At 53.3% G+C, this 16,225-nt stretch carries 15 protein-coding genes; 5 read left to right on the forward strand and 10 right to left on the reverse strand.

Annotation, left to right across the window (positions count from 1 at the left end; translation table 11 throughout):
• Positions 1-72 precede the first annotated feature (72 nt).
• Positions 73-1,665 (forward strand): ABC-F family ATPase, encoded by a 1,593-nt coding sequence (locus IEW52_RS10270; protein WP_188629981.1) that lies wholly within the window; start codon positions 73-75, stop codon positions 1,663-1,665.
• A 77-nt stretch (positions 1,666-1,742) separates the two neighbouring features.
• Here IEW52_RS10270 and IEW52_RS10275 read toward each other — a convergent pair whose 3' ends face one another.
• The 3 genes from IEW52_RS10275 to IEW52_RS10285 form a co-directional block, all read right to left on the reverse strand.
• Entirely contained in the window at positions 1,743-2,597 is an 855-nt protein-coding gene (locus IEW52_RS10275; RefSeq protein WP_188629982.1) for a universal stress protein, read from the reverse strand.
• A 154-nt stretch (positions 2,598-2,751) separates the two neighbouring features.
• Entirely contained in the window at positions 2,752-3,603 is an 852-nt protein-coding gene (locus IEW52_RS10280) for a universal stress protein (protein ID WP_188629983.1), read from the reverse strand.
• A gap of 14 nt (positions 3,604-3,617) precedes the next feature.
• Positions 3,618-5,102 (reverse strand): SulP family inorganic anion transporter, encoded by a 1,485-nt coding sequence (locus IEW52_RS10285; RefSeq protein WP_188629984.1) that lies wholly within the window; start codon positions 5,100-5,102, stop codon positions 3,618-3,620.
• 331 nt (positions 5,103-5,433) lie between these two features.
• On the opposite strand from IEW52_RS10285, the gene IEW52_RS10290 reads away from it, so the two are divergent.
• Entirely contained in the window at positions 5,434-5,835 is a 402-nt protein-coding gene (locus IEW52_RS10290; RefSeq protein ID WP_188629985.1) for a phosphate-starvation-inducible protein PsiE, read from the forward strand.
• Positions 5,836-5,926: 91 nt separating this feature from the next.
• Here IEW52_RS10290 and IEW52_RS10295 read toward each other — a convergent pair whose 3' ends face one another.
• The 3 genes from IEW52_RS10295 to mtgA all read right to left on the reverse strand — a co-directional run bounded on the left by IEW52_RS10295 (position 5,927) and on the right by mtgA (position 9,098).
• Positions 5,927-7,519 carry a cation:proton antiporter family protein gene (locus tag IEW52_RS10295; protein ID WP_188629986.1) on the reverse strand — a complete coding sequence of 531 codons (1,593 nt, stop codon included), beginning with the start codon at positions 7,517-7,519 and terminating at the stop codon, positions 5,927-5,929.
• Between the two features lie 32 nt (positions 7,520-7,551).
• The gene (locus IEW52_RS10300; protein WP_188629987.1) at positions 7,552-8,304 is read right to left on the reverse strand and encodes an HAD-IIA family hydrolase; all 753 of its coding nucleotides are present in this window, start codon (positions 8,302-8,304) and stop codon (positions 7,552-7,554) included.
• Between the two features lie 119 nt (positions 8,305-8,423).
• Positions 8,424-9,098, reverse strand: coding sequence for a monofunctional biosynthetic peptidoglycan transglycosylase (mtgA, locus tag IEW52_RS10305; protein ID WP_188629988.1), 675 nt, complete (start codon positions 9,096-9,098; stop codon positions 8,424-8,426).
• Between the two features lie 339 nt (positions 9,099-9,437).
• Between mtgA and IEW52_RS10310 the strand changes: the two genes are divergently transcribed.
• The 3 genes from IEW52_RS10310 (at position 9,438) to IEW52_RS10320 (ending at position 12,361) form a co-directional block, all read left to right on the forward strand.
• A complete protein-coding gene (locus IEW52_RS10310; protein WP_188629989.1) occupies positions 9,438-10,460 on the forward strand; it encodes an adenosine deaminase in 1,023 nt (340 codons plus the stop codon).
• A 70-nt stretch (positions 10,461-10,530) separates the two neighbouring features.
• Positions 10,531-11,403 carry a flagellar protein MotY gene (locus tag IEW52_RS10315; RefSeq protein WP_229667890.1) on the forward strand — a complete coding sequence of 291 codons (873 nt, stop codon included), beginning with the start codon at positions 10,531-10,533 and terminating at the stop codon, positions 11,401-11,403.
• A 166-nt stretch (positions 11,404-11,569) separates the two neighbouring features.
• A complete protein-coding gene (locus IEW52_RS10320; protein WP_188629990.1) occupies positions 11,570-12,361 on the forward strand; it encodes a sulfite exporter TauE/SafE family protein in 792 nt (263 codons plus the stop codon).
• A 251-nt stretch (positions 12,362-12,612) separates the two neighbouring features.
• On the opposite strand, the gene lpxM is transcribed toward IEW52_RS10320, so the two are convergent.
• The 4 genes from lpxM to IEW52_RS10340 form a co-directional block, all read right to left on the reverse strand.
• On the reverse strand, positions 12,613-13,581 hold the full coding sequence (gene lpxM / locus IEW52_RS10325; protein ID WP_188629991.1) for a lauroyl-Kdo(2)-lipid IV(A) myristoyltransferase: 969 nt from the start codon (positions 13,579-13,581) through the stop codon (positions 12,613-12,615).
• A 54-nt stretch (positions 13,582-13,635) separates the two neighbouring features.
• Complete coding sequence (locus tag IEW52_RS10330) at positions 13,636-14,409, reverse strand: DUF3025 domain-containing protein (protein WP_188629992.1); 774 nt, start codon at positions 14,407-14,409, stop codon at positions 13,636-13,638.
• Positions 14,410-14,563: 154 nt separating this feature from the next.
• Complete coding sequence (locus tag IEW52_RS10335) at positions 14,564-14,668, reverse strand: MetS family NSS transporter small subunit (protein ID WP_188629993.1); 105 nt, start codon at positions 14,666-14,668, stop codon at positions 14,564-14,566.
• On the reverse strand, positions 14,665-16,143 hold the full coding sequence (locus IEW52_RS10340) for a sodium-dependent transporter (protein ID WP_188629994.1): 1,479 nt from the start codon (positions 16,141-16,143) through the stop codon (positions 14,665-14,667). Before IEW52_RS10340 ends, IEW52_RS10335 begins: the two co-directional genes overlap by 4 nt.
• Positions 16,144-16,225 lie beyond the last annotated feature (82 nt).

The raw sequence follows: 16,225 nt of genomic DNA on the forward strand, positions 1-16,225 counted from the left end.
CTCGACTGTCGGTATCCTTGTCAGCCTTTGGCTAATGCCTCTTTTTCATTTCGTTAATTGTGAGTTTGCTTCTTGATATCCACCAACAACATCACCATGCAATTCGGCGCCAAGCCGCTGTTTGAAAATATCTCCGTTAAATTCGGTGACGGCAATCGTTACGGTCTTATCGGTGCCAACGGCTGTGGCAAGTCCACCTTTATGAAGATTTTGGGTGGCGATCTGGAACCCAGTGCAGGCAATGTCAGCCTGGATGTCAACGAGCGACTGGGTAAGTTGCGCCAGGATCAGTTTGCCTATGAAGAATACCGGGTGCTGGATGTGGTGATGATGGGGCACACCGAACTGTGGGCTGCCATTCACGAACGTGACGCCATTTACGCCAACCTGGAAGCCAGCGACGACGATTACATGAGAGCCGCAGAGCTGGAAGGTCTGGTAGCCGAATTTGATGGCTACACCGCCGAATCTCGCGCGGGCGAGCTGTTGCTGGGTGTGGGCATTGGCGTTGAACAGCATACCGGCCCCATGAGCGAAGTGGCGCCGGGCTTGAAACTGCGGGTACTGCTGGCCCAGGCCCTGTTCTCCAACCCCGATGTATTGCTGTTGGACGAACCGACCAACAACCTGGACATCGACACCATTCGCTGGTTGGAAAGTGCGCTCAATGATCGTAACAGCACCATGATCATTATTTCTCACGATCGTCACTTCTTGAACAGTGTCTGCACTCATATGGCCGATCTGGATTATGGCGAGTTGCGGGTCTATCCGGGTAACTACGACGATTATATGCTGGCCTCTACTCAGGCCCGCGAGCGATTGATGTCCGACAACGCGAAAAAGAAGGCGCAAATTGCCGATCTGCAATCTTTTGTTGCCCGCTTTAGCGCCAACGCCTCCAAGGCGCGCCAGGCAACGTCTCGCGCCAAACAGATTGATAAAATCAAGCTGGAAGACGTTAAGGTGTCCAGCCGTCAGAATCCGTTTATTCGCTTCGAGCAGGACAAGAAGCTGTATCGCAACATACTTGAAGTTGAGCAGCTGGCCCAGGGATACGATGACAATATTCTGTTCAAAAATCTGGACATGCTGGTAGAAGTGGGCGAGCGCATTGCCATTCTTGGTGCCAACGGTATTGGTAAATCCACCCTGGTAAAAACCCTGTTCGGCGAGCTGACGCCGGCCAGCGGCCATTATAAATGGTCCGAAAATGCCAGCATTGGTTATTACGCTCAGGATCATGCGTCCGATTTCGACATGGATATTACCGTGTTTGACTGGATGAGCCAGTGGCAGCAGGCCGGTGACGACGAGCAAACCGTGCGCAGTGTGCTGGGTCGACTGTTGTTCAGCCAGGACGACATCAAGAAGAAAGTGGGCGTGCTCTCTGGTGGTGAACAGGGCCGCATGTTGTTTGGCAAGTTGATGATGCAAAAGCCCAACATACTGATCATGGATGAACCCACCAACCACCTTGATATGGAGTCCATCGAGTCGTTGAACATGGCGCTGGAAATGTATCAGGGCACCCTGATCTTCGTTTCTCACGACCGAGAGTTTGTATCCTCTCTGGCGACCCGTATCCTGGAATTGAGCGAAAACGGCGTGCGTAACTTCAGTGGCAACTATGAAGAATACCTGCGCGAAAAGGGTATTGCATAAACTCGTTTGCAGTAAATGCGAACTAAAAAAGCCCCTGCAGGCCATGCCTGCAGGGGCTTTTTGTTATACAGATTCGCTTAGCGTAAAATCAACAGCGGCTGAGTCGACTCCTGCAGCATCAGATCGGTAATGCTGCCCAGCAGCCACTGACGAATGCGAGAGTGGCCGTAAGCGCCCATGACCACCAAATCGATATCCTGTTTTTGCTGGTAGGCCAGCAGGTTCTTTTTCACTTCACCCTGCAACAGGGCCGACACGGCCTTCAGGCCTGCGTCTTCCAGTTGCAAGCGGGCGACTTCCAGCTGCTCCAGGTTTTGTGGATCCGGGCCTGCGACCATGACGATATGGCATTCAAGACCTTTAAACAGCGGTGAAGAGGCCAGCATGTCGACCCCTTTGCGGGTAGTGTCACTGCCATCAAACGCCAGCATCACCTTGCGGGGTTGCTTGAATTCGCTCAGGGTCAGCAGCAACGGTTTGTCTGTGGTGCGAATAACCTGCTCAACATGGCTGCCCAAACGGCTGATGCTGTCGTCTTCATTGGCACCCTGACGACCCAATACCAGCAGTTGGCAGTAATCGTCATACTGTTCGATTTCATTAACCAGGCGACCCACGCGCTGAATGGTGCGTGGCTTGGCAAAGCCGGATTCGGTGACGTGAGCGCTGGCCTGATCCAGCACTTGTTTACTGTGCTCTTTGGCAAGCTCGATGCGTTTTTTGTCCAGATTGGCCAGCTCATCGGTAATCTTGTCCTGCGGACTCAAGCTGGCAGCCCCACTCATGTTAAACAGCATGGTCGGCTCGGGCTTTGGCAATACGTGCAGCAAGACCAGAGAAGCATCCAGCTGTTTGGTGGCCCAAGCAGCATAATCGCAAACGATGGTAGTATGTTTGGAGCCATCAATACAGGCTAATACATTTGTTTTCATGAGCTTGATCCCGAAGATAAGTTATTGACTTTAAATAAAAAGAATCGCGGGGGCTCCGATTCGGAATCACTGTAGCATACTTTAATGACATTTTGACTTGATGTTCATCAAGATTCATTTCATTAAATAAAAAGCAGGGCCTAAGCCCTGCTGGTTAACGCAATATCAGCAAGGGTACCCGAGCGGCTCGGATCATGCTGTTGGTGGTGCTGCCTACCAGTAGTTGGCGAATGCGCGAGTGACCATAAGCACCCATGACGATCATGTCGATGTCATGTTGCTGCTGATACGCGGCCAACGCCTGTTCTACCTCGCCGGGAATAATGTGCGATTGGGTATGAATACCGGCATCGTTCAGTAACACGCCGGCCCATTTCAATTGCTCTTGATGCTCGGCGGTATCGGCACCGATCAGTACCAGATGTAGCTCCAATCCGGCCAACAGCGGGCTTTCTGCCAGCATGGTCACGCTTTTACGGGTGGTGGCACTGCCATCGAACGCCAGCATGATTTTTTTGGGGGCCTTGAATTGACCCTGAGTCACCAGAACCGGGCAATGCAGGGCCCGAATGGCTTGCTCTACATGGCTGCCCAGGTGAGCATAAGCCGAAGCCGAGTCTTCGCCGTGGCGACCCAGAATCAACAGTCGGGTGCTGGCTTCAAGCTCTACCAGTGTCTCTACAAACTCACCGTGGCGTTGCAGGCTGGTGGCCACCACGCCGCTTTTCAGCGCGCGAGCCTGGGCGGCTTCCAGCATCAGGCGGCCTTGCTCTATGGCCAGCTTGCTGCGCTGGGCATCCAGATCGGCCAGCGCAGCAAGCAAGTGTTCCTGGCTACCCAGGCCGATACTGCCGCTTAAGTCACGGTCAGGGGCGGCCTGGCTCTTGTCTTGCACATGCAAAAAGGTCAGCGGACTCGTCAGGCGCAAACTTGCCCAGCTGGCACAATCGCATACGGCGCTGGCATGGCTGGAACCGTCGATACAGGCTATTACATTGGTCGTCATACAAAATCCTTCTGTTAGTGGCCCATCAGCTTATCAATGGCCTTGGGGTCATTGTGCTCGGCAAATCGATCGACCATGGTTGCGCTGGCTTCGTTCAGCCCTACAACCTCTACCTCGGTGCCGTCTCTGCGAAAGGTCAACACCACCTTGTCGAGTGCGCCAATGGCGGTAATATCCCAAAAGTGGGCGCGAGTCAGGTCAATGCGTACCCGGCTGACCACTTCCTTGAAATCAAAAGCGGCAACAAACTGCTCGGCAGAGGTGAAGAACACCTGGCCAACCACCTGATATTCCCGGGTACCATCTTTGGCTTTATTTGAACCCACGTACAGGATCTGGCCCACTTTATTGGCAAAAAACAGTGCGCTCAGCAATACACCAATCAGCACGCCATAAGCCAGATTGTGGCTGTACACCACGGTGGCCACGGTGGCGATCATGACGATGCTGGAGCTGGCCGGGTGTGCTTTAAGGTCAGTGATAGAGCTCCAGCTAAAGGTACCAATAGACACCATGATCATTACGGCAACCAGTGCCGCCATCGGGATCTGTGACACCCAGGGGCCCAGGAACACTACCATAATCAGCAGCACCACCCCGGCGACCAAAGTGGATAAACGACCACGACCGCCAGATTTCACGTTGATGACCGACTGACCAATCATGGCGCAACCTGCCATGCCACCCAGGGCGCCAGTCGCAATATTGGCCAGACCCTGACCCTTGCATTCGCGGTTTTTATCGCTCTTGGTGTCGGTTAAATCGTCCACTATGGTGGCGGTCATCATGGACTCAAGCAAGCCGACGATAGCCAGAGATAATGAGTAAGGGAAAATGATGGCCAGGGTTTCCCAATTCAGCGGCACATCCGGCCACAAGAAAATCGGCAGGCTGTCGGGCAGCTCACCCATGTCACCCACGGTACGAATATCAATGCCCATGAACACGGCGACCAGAGTGAGGCTAACGATGCAAACCAGAGGGGAGGGCAGCAGCTTGCCGATGGTGGGCACCAGAGGCAGCAGATAAATAATACCCAGGCCTGCGGCCGTCATGGCATATACGTGCCAGGTGACGTTGGTCAGCTCGGGGAGTTGCGCCATGAAGATCAGAATCGCCAGCGCGTTGACGAAACCGGTGACCACAGAGCGCGATACAAAACGCATCAGTTCGCCCAGGCGCAAATAGCCGGCAATAATCTGCAGCACCCCGCACAGCAAGGTGGCGGCCAGCAAATATTGCAGACCATGGTCTTTAACCAGCGTCACCATCAACAGCGCCATGGCACCGGTGGCGGCCGAGATCATACCGGGGCGCCCGCCGGCAAAAGCGATCACGACTGCCATGCTGAAGGAAGCGTACAAGCCAATTTTGGGGTCTACACCGGCAATAATGGAAAAGGCGATGGCTTCGGGGATCAGGGCCAGCGCAACCACCAGGCCGGCAAGCACGTCTCCTCGGACGTTAAAAAACCAAGTCTGCTTAATATTCGATAGCATTGTGAATGTTCCAGGGTTGAAGGGCGAGTGGAGTCTGTATTGGAAAACCGACTTAGCCACGCAAGGGTATATCAATAAGCTCCGAGGTGGTCAGGCAACTCGGTGCGTCATAATGGCTAACAGTGAGGTCTAGAATGGTGTCTTGGTTTTATGTAAAAAATTCATGCAAGTTTCATTTCTTATAAACAATGTGAGCTAAATCGCGGTTATTATAGAGGGCAGCCGCAGGAGGGACAAGGGCTCGGCCCAGGTAGTACTGTAAACTGCAAGGCTCAATCCGCTGGCAATTGGCACTCGCCTTATTTTATCCATTCGTTTTAAAGGAAACTTCATGAGCCAGAACCGCATGTTAGGTAGCAAGGCACTGGATGTACTGCAGCATATTGGTTTGATTATCGTGGCGGTGGCGACCGTCACGGCGGTAGGCATCGAGATTGGCCATATGTGGCAAGCCCGAACCGTGACTCTGGCCGATCTGCTGCTGATGTTCATTTACCTTGAAGTGCTGGCCATGGTGGCTATTTATCTTCGTTCGGGTAAATTGCCCATTCGCATTCCCTTATACATCGCCATAGTGGCATTGGCTCGATATCTGATACTGGACATGAAAGGCATGGACAGCTGGCGGCTGATCACGGTGGCAGGCGCCGCCCTGGTGCTGGCGATCGCCATTTTAGTGATCCGCTACGGCCATGTGAAATATCCCTACGATAAAGACGACGGCGGGCACTGAATAACCGCCTGACGATGTACGCCTTACGCTATACGTAAAAAACAGAGTGGTTTTTCACTTATGGTGCATAGCGTAAGGCTGCGCCGTTTCTTCAGCGGCTGGCTATTTCCTGCATTTCATTGTCCTCAATCACATGGCGGGCAAAGCCGCTGCCGGCTTCTTCGTAGATATTGAAGATATCATCGGCTCCCATGGCGCGTAGTTGTGCACCTTCTTCCGGGTAACAGATAATGGCGGCCACGCGGCCGGTAAAATGATGGAAGCGGATCTGCTCCAGCGCATACAGGTTACCCGCATGATTGGGCATGGCCAGAAAGATGTATTCCAGCTGATCGCTGATGCTGGTCTTGTCCCAGAAGTCCGAGTCGGAGGCATCGCCTTCAATGGCATTGATATGCAGATCTTTCAGTAATTCGATCTTTTTGATGTCGCTGTCGATACCCAGTAATTGCCCTGGATAACGCTGCTCCAATTCCATGTAGGCGCCCTGACCAATACGGCCCATACCGATGATCAACACCTTGGCGTTGCCCAACGCTATGGGTCTGTCATTGGGATGCAATTGAGTGCTTTCTTCGGGTTTGAAGCGTGTCATCAAGCGACGATACAAGGTTTCGTTGTGAGTGTTCAGCGGCGCCGACACCACAAAAGAGACCGCCAGCGCAATAGAAGCCACTATGACCCAGTCGTTGCTCAGCAAGCCTTGTTTGGCGGCCAGAGCGGCCACAATAAGGCCAAATTCCGAATAGTTGGAGAGGCTGAAAGTGGCGAGCAAAGAGGTACGAATACGCAACTGGCAACGGTTGTAGAGTAAATAGTAGAGCAGGCTTTTCAGTGGCAATACCAGCAACAGAATACCGGCAATCCACAAGGCTTCTGTGGTGGGCATGCCATTCAGACCAATGCTGAGAAAGAACGCCACCAGAAACAGCTCTTTCATGTTGAAGAACGATTTGGCAAGCGCCGAAGCACTGTAATGAGATGCCAGCAGCATGCCCATGATCAGTGCGCCCAAATCGCCTTTAAGGCCGACCAGTTCAAAACCGCCGACCCCCACCACCAGCGCCATAAACACGGCAAACAGGGTTTGCAATTCGCCATGGCCGGTACGCTCCAGAATTTTAAAGCACACCGGGCGCAATAAGGGAATCAGGATCAGCAGGCTGCAGGCCCAGGGGCTGGGCACCTTGCCGGAAGAGGAGGTTAAAAACGCCACCGCAAACAGATCCTGCATCACCAGCACCCCGATGGCGATACGGCCATAAAAGGTGTTCATGTCACTGCGCTCTTCCAGCACCTTGACCGCAAATACGGTGCTGGAAAAACTCAGGGCAAAGCCCATCAACACGGCCTGGCGCCACTCAAGCTCCAACGCCAGGCTAAAGCCGATGCTTTTTATTGCCAGCAAGACCAGGGTAAACAGCAGGGTAGAGAAGATGATATGCCCGGAGGCGGTGCCCCAGACTTCTTTTCGTAACAGGGTTTTAATATCGAGTTTAAGACCGATACTGAACAGCAACAAGGTCACGCCCAGATTGGCGAGCGTGTCCAGGGTTGCATTGCTTTCATAGCCCATGGCATTAAGTACAAAACCCGCCGCCAGAAAACCAATCAAGGGAGGCAGGTTAATCAGATAAACCAGTAAACCACAGCCAAACGCAATTGCAATAAAAGTGGGATCCATTCAATCAACTTATATTTATGTTAGATATTCGGTTAAAACAAATCGATGTCGGTGACAGACGCATAAACATGCTGCGGACGGAACGGCATCTTGTCAATATCCTTGACTTGACTGACGCCCGTGAGCACGAGCACGGTTTCTAACCCGGCTTGAAACCCCGCCAGAATATCGGTTTTCAAATTGTCACCCACAATCAGGGTATTTTCGGAATGAGCATCCATATGATTAAGCGCGGCGCGCACTATCCAGGCGCTGGGCTTGCCCACGTAAAACGGCTTTTTGCCGGTCATGCGTTCTATGGGTGCACAAAGTGCGCCGCAGGCAGGGTGCATATTCGGGCCATGGGTATCCGGATTGGTGGCGATAAACCGGGCACCGTCGGCCACAAAACGTGCCGCCATTTGTATCATGCTCCAATTGTAGTTGCGGGTTTCTCCCACCACCACAAAGTCGGGATCGATATCGGTAATGGTAAAACCGGCTTTATAGAGTTCGTGGATCAGGGCGCCTTCGCCAATCACGAAGGCTTTTTGCCCACTTTGGCGCTTCAAGAAATCGGCGGTGGCCATGGCCGACGTATAAAAGAGTGACTCGGGCACTTCGATGCCCGCTGAGTAAAAGCGGTTTTGCAAATCTCTTGGGGTTTGTGCGGGATAATTGGTTAAAAACAACAAGTTGATATTTTGTTCGAGCACGCGGCGTACAAAGGCATCGGCGCCCGGAATTAAATCATTGTTATGCAGTATGACGCCATCAATATCACAGATCAGATTTTTTATATTCACTATTACTCTCCTTGAGTCCCGTATCGAATTACTCGGTCCTGATAATAGGCAAACCAGGTATCCTGTTATGCCTAATGTCGTGACGGGTTATGACAAACAGATGACAAGCCCTTATCTTATCAGTTGGCAGTGCACTTGAGCAGCGGGCCCAATTGGTGTGTGCGGCGCATAATGGTGTTGGCCCGGCCTTGAATATAGGTCGATGGCCGGTTGGCATGGAATTTTCTGGGATTGGGTAATACGGCGGCCAGCAAGGCGGCCTGATAGCGCGTCAGGTTGGCCGCCGAGGTGTTAAAATACGCCTGGGCGGCGGCTTCTGCACCATAGATGCCAGGGCCAAATTCGGCGATATTCAAATACAGTGTCATGATGCGCTGCTTGGGTAAAAGCAGTTCCAGCATGGGAGTGTAAACGGCCTCCAGTCCTTTGCGTACAAAGCTGCGGCCGGGCCACAGGTAAAGATTTTTGGCGGTTTGCATGGTAATGGTGCTGCCGCCTCTCAACTTGCCGTCGTCCCTGAATTCGCTGAATACGTCGGCAAAGGCATTCCAGTCAAAGCCACTGTGTTGGCAAAAACGGTTGTCTTCGGAGGCAATCACCGCCGCTTTAAGATGACCGGATAGTCGGGTCGAGGGTTGCCAGTGCCTGGTCCAGTCTTCACCTTCAAACAGCCTGATAACCATCAGTGGTGTTGCCGGCACCGGCACATAGCGATACAACAAGGTCAACAACAGCGGGACTACTATCAGCAGGGTCAGCAGCCAGATAATGCAGCGTTTTAGAAAAGAGAGCATGTAAAAACGGTCCTTGTCGTAAAATGAGTGGTTAACTCGGATCAAGCCTGGCCACGCAGTTTACCTTTGTAGCCGAAACAGGGCGAACTATCTTGTTTTTATGATCATTAACTTGAGTGTGTGCTCGCCGTCTGCGCCAGCAATCGACTCTGACTGAATCAAAAACAGGCAATCCTGCGCCATGGAACGCGGCCTTTTTCTGCCAGCTCACAGTTTTGACATGCATTGGTCACAATCTCTTGGTGTTCACTGTTAAATGTTTGTTATCTTTACCTTAAGCTTTATTTTGCCCATTGCCATTATTCTTAATCATCAGGTGTCATCTTGTGGAGAAATGCCATGACTTCTTTTATCAGTGAATTACCTAAAGTTGAGCTGCATCTTCATATTGAAGGTACGCTGGAGCCGGAAATGGTCTTTGCCCTGGCCCAGCGCAATGGTATCACCCTCGATTATGCCGATGAAAGCGCCTTGCGGGCCGCTTACCAGTTTAGCGATCTGCAATCGTTTCTGGATTTGTACTATCAGGGCATGCAGGTTTTGCAAACCGAACAGGATTTTTTTGACTTGACCTGGGCCTATCTGGAGCGATCCCATGCCGACAATGTGCGGCATGTGGAAGTATTTTTCGACCCTCAGGCACATACCGAGCGAGGCGTGCCCCTGGCCGCCGTAATTGGCGGCATAGTGCGGGCGCTGGAACAGGCACGGCGCCAGTGGAGCCTGACCAGTCGTTTGATATTGTCCTTCTTGCGCCACCTTTCTCAAGCCGCCGCCTTTGATACGTTGCGCCAGGCCGAGCCATTTCGCCAGCAGTTATCGGGTATCGGTCTCGACTCGGCAGAGCAGGGCAATCCGCCAACCAAATTTGCCCAGGTTTATGCCGCCGCCCAGGCCCAGGGCTACCGGCTGGTAGCCCATGCCGGAGAAGAAGGTCCCGCCAGCTATATTCGCGATGCGCTGGATATTCTCAAGGTGGAGCGTATCGATCATGGCGTTGCGGCGATTGATGATGCCCCCTTGATGGCGCGCCTGGCCCAGGAGCGGATACCGCTCACCGTGTGCCCGCTGTCCAATCTCAAGTTGCAGGTGATAAACGACATGAGTGAGCACCCCATGCTCGCGCTGTTACATGCGGGCCTGTGCGTCACGGTTAATTCCGACGATCCGGCCTACTTTGGTGGTTACATGAATGCCAACTACAGGGCGCTGCAACAAGGCTTGGGAGCCAGTGAGCGGGATCTGCTGCAGCTGGCGCTGAACAGCGTAGAGGCTTGCTGGCTGTCGCCGGAAGAAAAAGCCGTACTCACCCGCGAGATTAAAGCTCATGGTGAAAAATTCGGCGTTGCGATGGCAAACTGACTGACAAGAAACATTAAAGCTATCGCCCATACTGCCGATAATATGCGTATCGAATAATAGGAGAGCCGTCGTGCGCATTATTACGCTAATAGCAGGGCTGACCCTGTGCGCAGGAGCCGGGGCCCAGCCCCGTGCCTACCTTGCCAATATGGATCAGTCTTTGTGGCGGCTGACCTCCGACTCGGCCGTAGAATGTCGGCTGGAGCATCCTATTCCGCGTTTTGGCACCGGTGCCTTTGTCAGTCGCGCGTCCAAAAATATCAATCTGGTGTTTGCGCTAAGCCCGTTGCGGGCCCAGCCGCGCACGCAATCGGCGGCCCTGGTCAGCGAGGCTCCCGAGTGGCAGCCGGGCAGAGCGGCGCGTAATTTATCCAAGGTGACGTTTTATCAGCAGTTTGATGCCATGGTCGAGCAACAATCGGCCTGGGTGATGCTGGATGAACTGAGCGAAGGGCGCTGGCCGACTTTTTATTTTGACGACTGGTATCGCAATGGCAAGGTTACCAGCGTGGGGCTGTCATCCGTTAACTTTCGCGCCCGCTACGCCGCCTTTCTGGACTGCCAGGCCAATCTGTTGCCCTACAGCTTTGAAGATATTGCCTTTAGCGTGCTCAATTACGTGAATAACGAAGACGAGCTGACGGATCATTCCAGCCAGCGACTGGCCATGATCACCGAATACGTGAAAGCCGATCCCAATATTGGCGAGGTGGTGATTAACACCTACACCGACAGTTTTGGCACCGCTTACCATAACAAGCAATTGTCACAACGCCGCGCCGAGGCCATCAAGGCCTACTTTATCGAGTTGGGTTTGCCAGAAGGCAGCATCAATCTCGAAGGCCATGGCGAACGCCGCCCCATCGCCGACAATCGCGATGCAGAAGGGCGCAATACCAACCGCAGGGTCGTTATCAGCCTGGGCGCAAAAACCCACCTTTAATGTTGTTTTCCTACCAAACAGCCAACGCCTGCAAATCGACTTTTGTGGGCTTTGGCTGTTTGGCTATGGTCTGGCCCGCCATGTTACAGGCATAATAACGGCTGGGCGCTGATTGAGTGCGCTGCAGTCGAATTAGAAATTTCTTTTTGTCTTTTAGGGATATGTAATGACTTGGTTAATGTATTTGGCGTTGGGAGCGTTTGCCGGCACGCTGGCGGGACTGTTTGGGGTGGGCGGCGGCCTGATTATTGTGCCGGTGCTGATTATCAGTTTCAAACTGCAGGGCATAGGCGGTGACTTGATCACCCACATGGCCGTTGGAACCTCGCTGGCCACCATCATGTTTACCTCTCTTAGCGCCATTCACACTCATCATGGCCGACGTGCCATCGACTGGCGTCTGGCGGCGATGCTCTCGGTGGGCATAGTGATGGGTGCCTGGCTGGGCGGTTATACCGCCGATAAATTATCGGGCCCCTTGCTGCAGCGCCTGATTGGCTTGTTTGCCTGGCTGATGGCGGCCCAAATGCTGTTTGGTCTGGCGCCCAAGGGGGCTGCTCAGTTACCCGGTAAACCGGTACAGGCCGCGGCGGGAGGAGTGATAGGCTGGGCCTCGGGCATCTTTGGCATTGGTGGCGGCTCGCTCACAGTGCCATTTTTAACCTGGTGCTCGGTGCCCATGCAAAGGGCGGTGGCGGTGTCGGCGGTATGCGGTTTTCCTATCGCTCTGGTCGGTGCTCTCAGCTATGTGGTGCATGGCATGGCACACGAGGACTTACCCGCCGAGGCGTGGGGCTACGTTTATCTACCAGCACTGCTGGGCATCAGCCTGGCCAGCGTACCCTTTGCCCGGGTGGGCGCCATTTTGGCGCACAAGCTCTCGGCGGCCGCGCTCAAGCGCGCATTTGCGGTATTTTTAGTGATTGTCGGTGCCAAGTTCCTGTTGTTTCCGGGATAAAACGCAGGTTTGGTTAACGGCGGGAATGAGGTCATTACCCTCCGATTAATCGTTAACCCCGCAACCAAATAAAAACCCCGAGTCTTTGACTCGGGGTTTTGTTTTTCTTGTGGCTGAACTCTGCCAGGCTCAGAGCCTGGAGTGTGTCTATTTACGTTTTTCCCGAGCGATCAGCCAGTCGTCTATTCGGCTGGTCAGCCAGACAGCCAGCGCGCCTATGCTGATCATCAGTAAATAATGTAACCAGTCCATCAGCGATTTCTTATCTGGCGAATGCCAGCTTCGTAGCGGCCTTCATTGCTGTCCACCTGGGTCTGAAAGTACTTTAGAAACCACATGTACTGTTCTGGCCACTCGCCCAGCAACGCTTCAATTTCTGCATTCATGGTGCGGGTATCGGCGGTTAAATCGGCGGTGGGATAGGGGGCCATGGCCGGGCGCATGATCAACTCGTAGCGGTGCAGTTCGGTGTTATACACGCTCAGCACGGGTATCACTTTGGCGCCAGTCAGCTTGACCAGCTTGGGCAAGGCCGGCAGCGTGGCTTTCATTTCGGCAAAAAACGGCACAAACAGGCTGGCCTCGCGGCCGTGATCCTGATCCGGCAGATAAAAGAAGTGTTTGCCGCTTTTAATGGTTTTAATCACCGCCTTGATACCTGCATCACGCTCATAGACGATGCCATTGAAGCGGGCCCGCTGGCGGTTGATAAACCAGTCGAATACCTGGTTTTTGGCGCTGTGCATCATGGTACACATCGGCAGGCCCAACGACGTTAAATACAGGCCACCGGCATCTATCGCCCAGGTATGGGGGATCATGAAAATAATCTTCTCGTCGGCGGCCAGGCAGGCGTCCAGGTGCTCCTGTCCCTGCACGACAAAGCGCGCTTGCAGATACTCACGGCTGCGAGCGGTCCATTCACCATAACTGATAAAGGTCATCAGCCCGGTACGAATGGAGTCGGCCAGCATCTGCTCTACCTGAGGTGCTGTCAGTTCGGGAAAGCACAGCTGAATATTGGTACGGGCAATATAGCAGGGCTTTTTGGCAAAGCGGATCAGCAAAGGGGTAAAGGCGGCGGCAAACGCATCACGTGCGCGCACTGGTAGCCAGGCCAGTAGCCACAGGGCGGCGATGGCCAGCCAGGTGGCCCAGTATTTGGGATGCAGATAATGGCGCTTAAATTCAAGGTCATAAACGGGGTCGGCCAGAGACACAACGAAATCCTCTTTAAAGTCAGGCGGCAAGTGTAAGAAAAAACACCCGATAAATCATCTGTTACGGCGCGGGCGAAAATAATCCCGGTTATTATAAAAATCGACGTCCTCATTGGCTGGCCACCAACCGGGAATACCCAGCATGGGTAAAGGGCGCAACGGTCGGGGTTGTTCAAACAGGGCGCTCTGTTCAAGCACATCCGCCAGTTGGGTATCCAGCAAGGCGTATTGCTCGGCAAGCGGGCGAGTAAAAAAATCGGGAGTCATTTCGATTATCACGCATTTGGCGGTCATGCCGATAAAGGGGGTAAGCGCCTGTTCATACAAGGCATGACCAAACACAAACGGTTGCCAGTTGTCGCCCCAGCGATGGCGCTGCTCAATAAATAGTTGTTGCCAGTCGTGATCGCGTAACCATCTCTCTATTTCGGCTTTATCGGTCACGGCCAGTACCATACCGCATTCATCAAAATGGGTAATGCGATCGCGCTTGGGCGTGCGTTTACGCAAACCCTGCGCTTCAATATCCACCATGTGCAGGCGATTAAGCAATACCTTGGTGTTGGGGTACAAAGCCCAGATAACGGCACCAAAAAAGTCGTGCCAGTTGGCGGCGCGGGTAGGCACCATGCCTTGGGCCACCGCCTGTTCGTAATAGCAGTTCAGGGCGGCAAAGTCGTTATCATCAATAAAGCGTATCGGCAGCCGAGCCCCCAGTGTCTGATTCAGCTCGCTGATGGTAGGCCAGTCGGCTTTGTCAGTGTTAATCAGACCAGCCAGCTGTGCCAGCACGGCGTTACGCTCGGTAACGGCAGCATCCCATTCCATATTCATGACCCAAGGCAGTAAAACGCGCAAGCATACCCTAGAACAGCGCCCAACCCCAAGATCCTGGCGCGCGCCAACATGACGGAAAACGACCATAAACACAAAAACGGCTGCAAACTTGCGTTTGCAGCCGTTTTTTTGAACGCACGCTACATTATGCGCGCTTGTTACTCTTTATGGCACGGCGAATACACAGGGCGGCTCCGCCCCAGGTGATCCCCAGCCCAATCACCAGCATGATAATGGCGCCTGTGGTCATATTTTGTTCTCCTGCTTGCTGCTCAGATTAATCACAATGGCCAGCACCAACATCAGGGTAAGCATGCCCCAACCAATGAAGGTCACTTCATTGTTGGAGTAGCCGCCGTAGTTTTCCTTGAACGCGGTCATGATGTTGTTGAACAGAATGACCACCAGCATGCCAATGGACACAAACCTGATGCAAATGGCCCACCAGCCGCCGATGGTAAATTCCGAGATGCGGTTGGCATGAGCGCGAAAATCCTGCAGGCGGCACAACCAGCCCACCAGTAACAGCTCAAGCAGGCAAGAGCCAAGCAGGGCAATGTTATTGATGAAGTAATCGACCAGGTCCAGCAATAACAAGCCACCCTGGGTAATAAACGTCATGCTGACCAGCAAACCGACCGAACAAAACACGGTTGCCGTTTTGGGGCGGCTCCAGCCCAGCTTGTCCATCAGGCCCGTGGTTACGGCTTCGGCAATGGAAATATGCGAGCTGATACCGGCAAACATCAGTGCCAGGAAGAACAGCGGGCCCATGACGCCCGGTGCAGGCAGCAGATTGATGGCAGTAGGCAGGGTCACGAACGCCAGGCCTACGCCCGAACTGACCACATCGGTCAAGGCCTTGTCTTGTACATTGGCCATATAACCTAGGGCACCAAAAATCATGATGCCCGCCAGAATAGAGAAGCCACAGTTCATTAACACCGTCATGAAGGCGTTGTTATTGATATCGGACTTTTCCGGCAGGTAGCTGGCGTAAGACAGCATAATGGCAAAACCGACGCTCAGGGTGAAGAAAATCTGACCGTAAGCGGCAGACCATACCTTGAGATCCCAAATCTTGCTGAAATCCGGCTCCAGCAGCCAGTTAATGCCGTCCAGTGCACCGGGCAAGAACACGATACGACCAATCAGCAACAAGACCATTGCAAACAGCAGGGGCATCAACACCTTGTTGACCTTTTCTATGCCGCCCTTTACACCACGGTAGGTGGCAAAGTAGGTGGCGGCCCAGGCCAGACACAGTGGTAACAACAAGTGCCATTGCAGGTTGCCCAGGTTCGACGGTGTACTGTCGTCGCCCAGTGCCAGAAATTCGCCAAAGAAAAAGGCGTTGCTGTCCTGGCCCCAGGTCTGATTGAAGGCGAAGTAGACATACGAAATGGCCCAGGCAATCACCACCACATAATAGAAGGCGATGATGGCCGAGATCATGACCTGAAACCAACCCAGCCACTCGAATTTGTTGTTCAGCGCACGCAGTGTTTTGGGGGCGCCGGAGCGGTATTTATGACCCAGGGTAAACTCCAGGATCATAAAGGGGATACCCGCGGTCAGCATGGCGAACAGATAAGGAATGAAAAAGGCACCACCGCCGTTTTCGTAGGCCATGTAAGGGAAGCGCCAGATATTACCCAGGCCAACGGCTGAACCCACCGCTGCCAGGATAAAACCGGTGCGAGAACCCCATTGTTCTCGTTTCATAGTAATTCCTCGAATCGTGTTATAAGCACTAAGAATAGATAAGTGGCGCGCAGAATAGGGAGCCAGCCTCATTAAATCAACG

This window comes from Oceanisphaera marina (genome assembly GCF_014643915.1).
GTDB lineage: Bacteria > Pseudomonadota > Gammaproteobacteria > Enterobacterales > Aeromonadaceae > Oceanimonas > Oceanimonas marina.

Excerpts from the sequence above, each read along its gene's own strand:
- IEW52_RS10275 (WP_188629982.1), bottom strand. The coding sequence starts at position 2,597 with ATGAAAACAAATGTATTAGCCTGTATTGATGGCTCCAAACATACTACC.
- IEW52_RS10280 (WP_188629983.1), bottom strand. The coding sequence starts at position 3,603 with ATGACGACCAATGTAATAGCCTGTATCGACGGTTCCAGCCATGCCAGC.
- IEW52_RS10285 (WP_188629984.1), bottom strand. The coding sequence starts at position 5,102 with ATGCTATCGAATATTAAGCAGACTTGGTTTTTTAACGTCCGAGGAGAC.
- IEW52_RS10290 (WP_188629985.1), top strand. The coding sequence starts at position 5,434 with ATGAGCCAGAACCGCATGTTAGGTAGCAAGGCACTGGATGTACTGCAG.
- IEW52_RS10295 (WP_188629986.1), bottom strand. The coding sequence starts at position 7,519 with ATGGATCCCACTTTTATTGCAATTGCGTTTGGCTGTGGTTTACTGGTT.
- mtgA (WP_188629988.1), bottom strand. The coding sequence starts at position 9,098 with ATGCTCTCTTTTCTAAAACGCTGCATTATCTGGCTGCTGACCCTGCTG.
- IEW52_RS10310 (WP_188629989.1), top strand. The coding sequence starts at position 9,438 with ATGACTTCTTTTATCAGTGAATTACCTAAAGTTGAGCTGCATCTTCAT.
- IEW52_RS10320 (WP_188629990.1), top strand. The coding sequence starts at position 11,570 with ATGACTTGGTTAATGTATTTGGCGTTGGGAGCGTTTGCCGGCACGCTG.
- IEW52_RS10330 (WP_188629992.1), bottom strand. The coding sequence starts at position 14,409 with ATGGAATGGGATGCTGCCGTTACCGAGCGTAACGCCGTGCTGGCACAG.
- IEW52_RS10335 (WP_188629993.1), bottom strand. The coding sequence starts at position 14,668 with ATGACCACAGGCGCCATTATCATGCTGGTGATTGGGCTGGGGATCACC.
- IEW52_RS10340 (WP_188629994.1), bottom strand. The coding sequence starts at position 16,143 with ATGAAACGAGAACAATGGGGTTCTCGCACCGGTTTTATCCTGGCAGCG.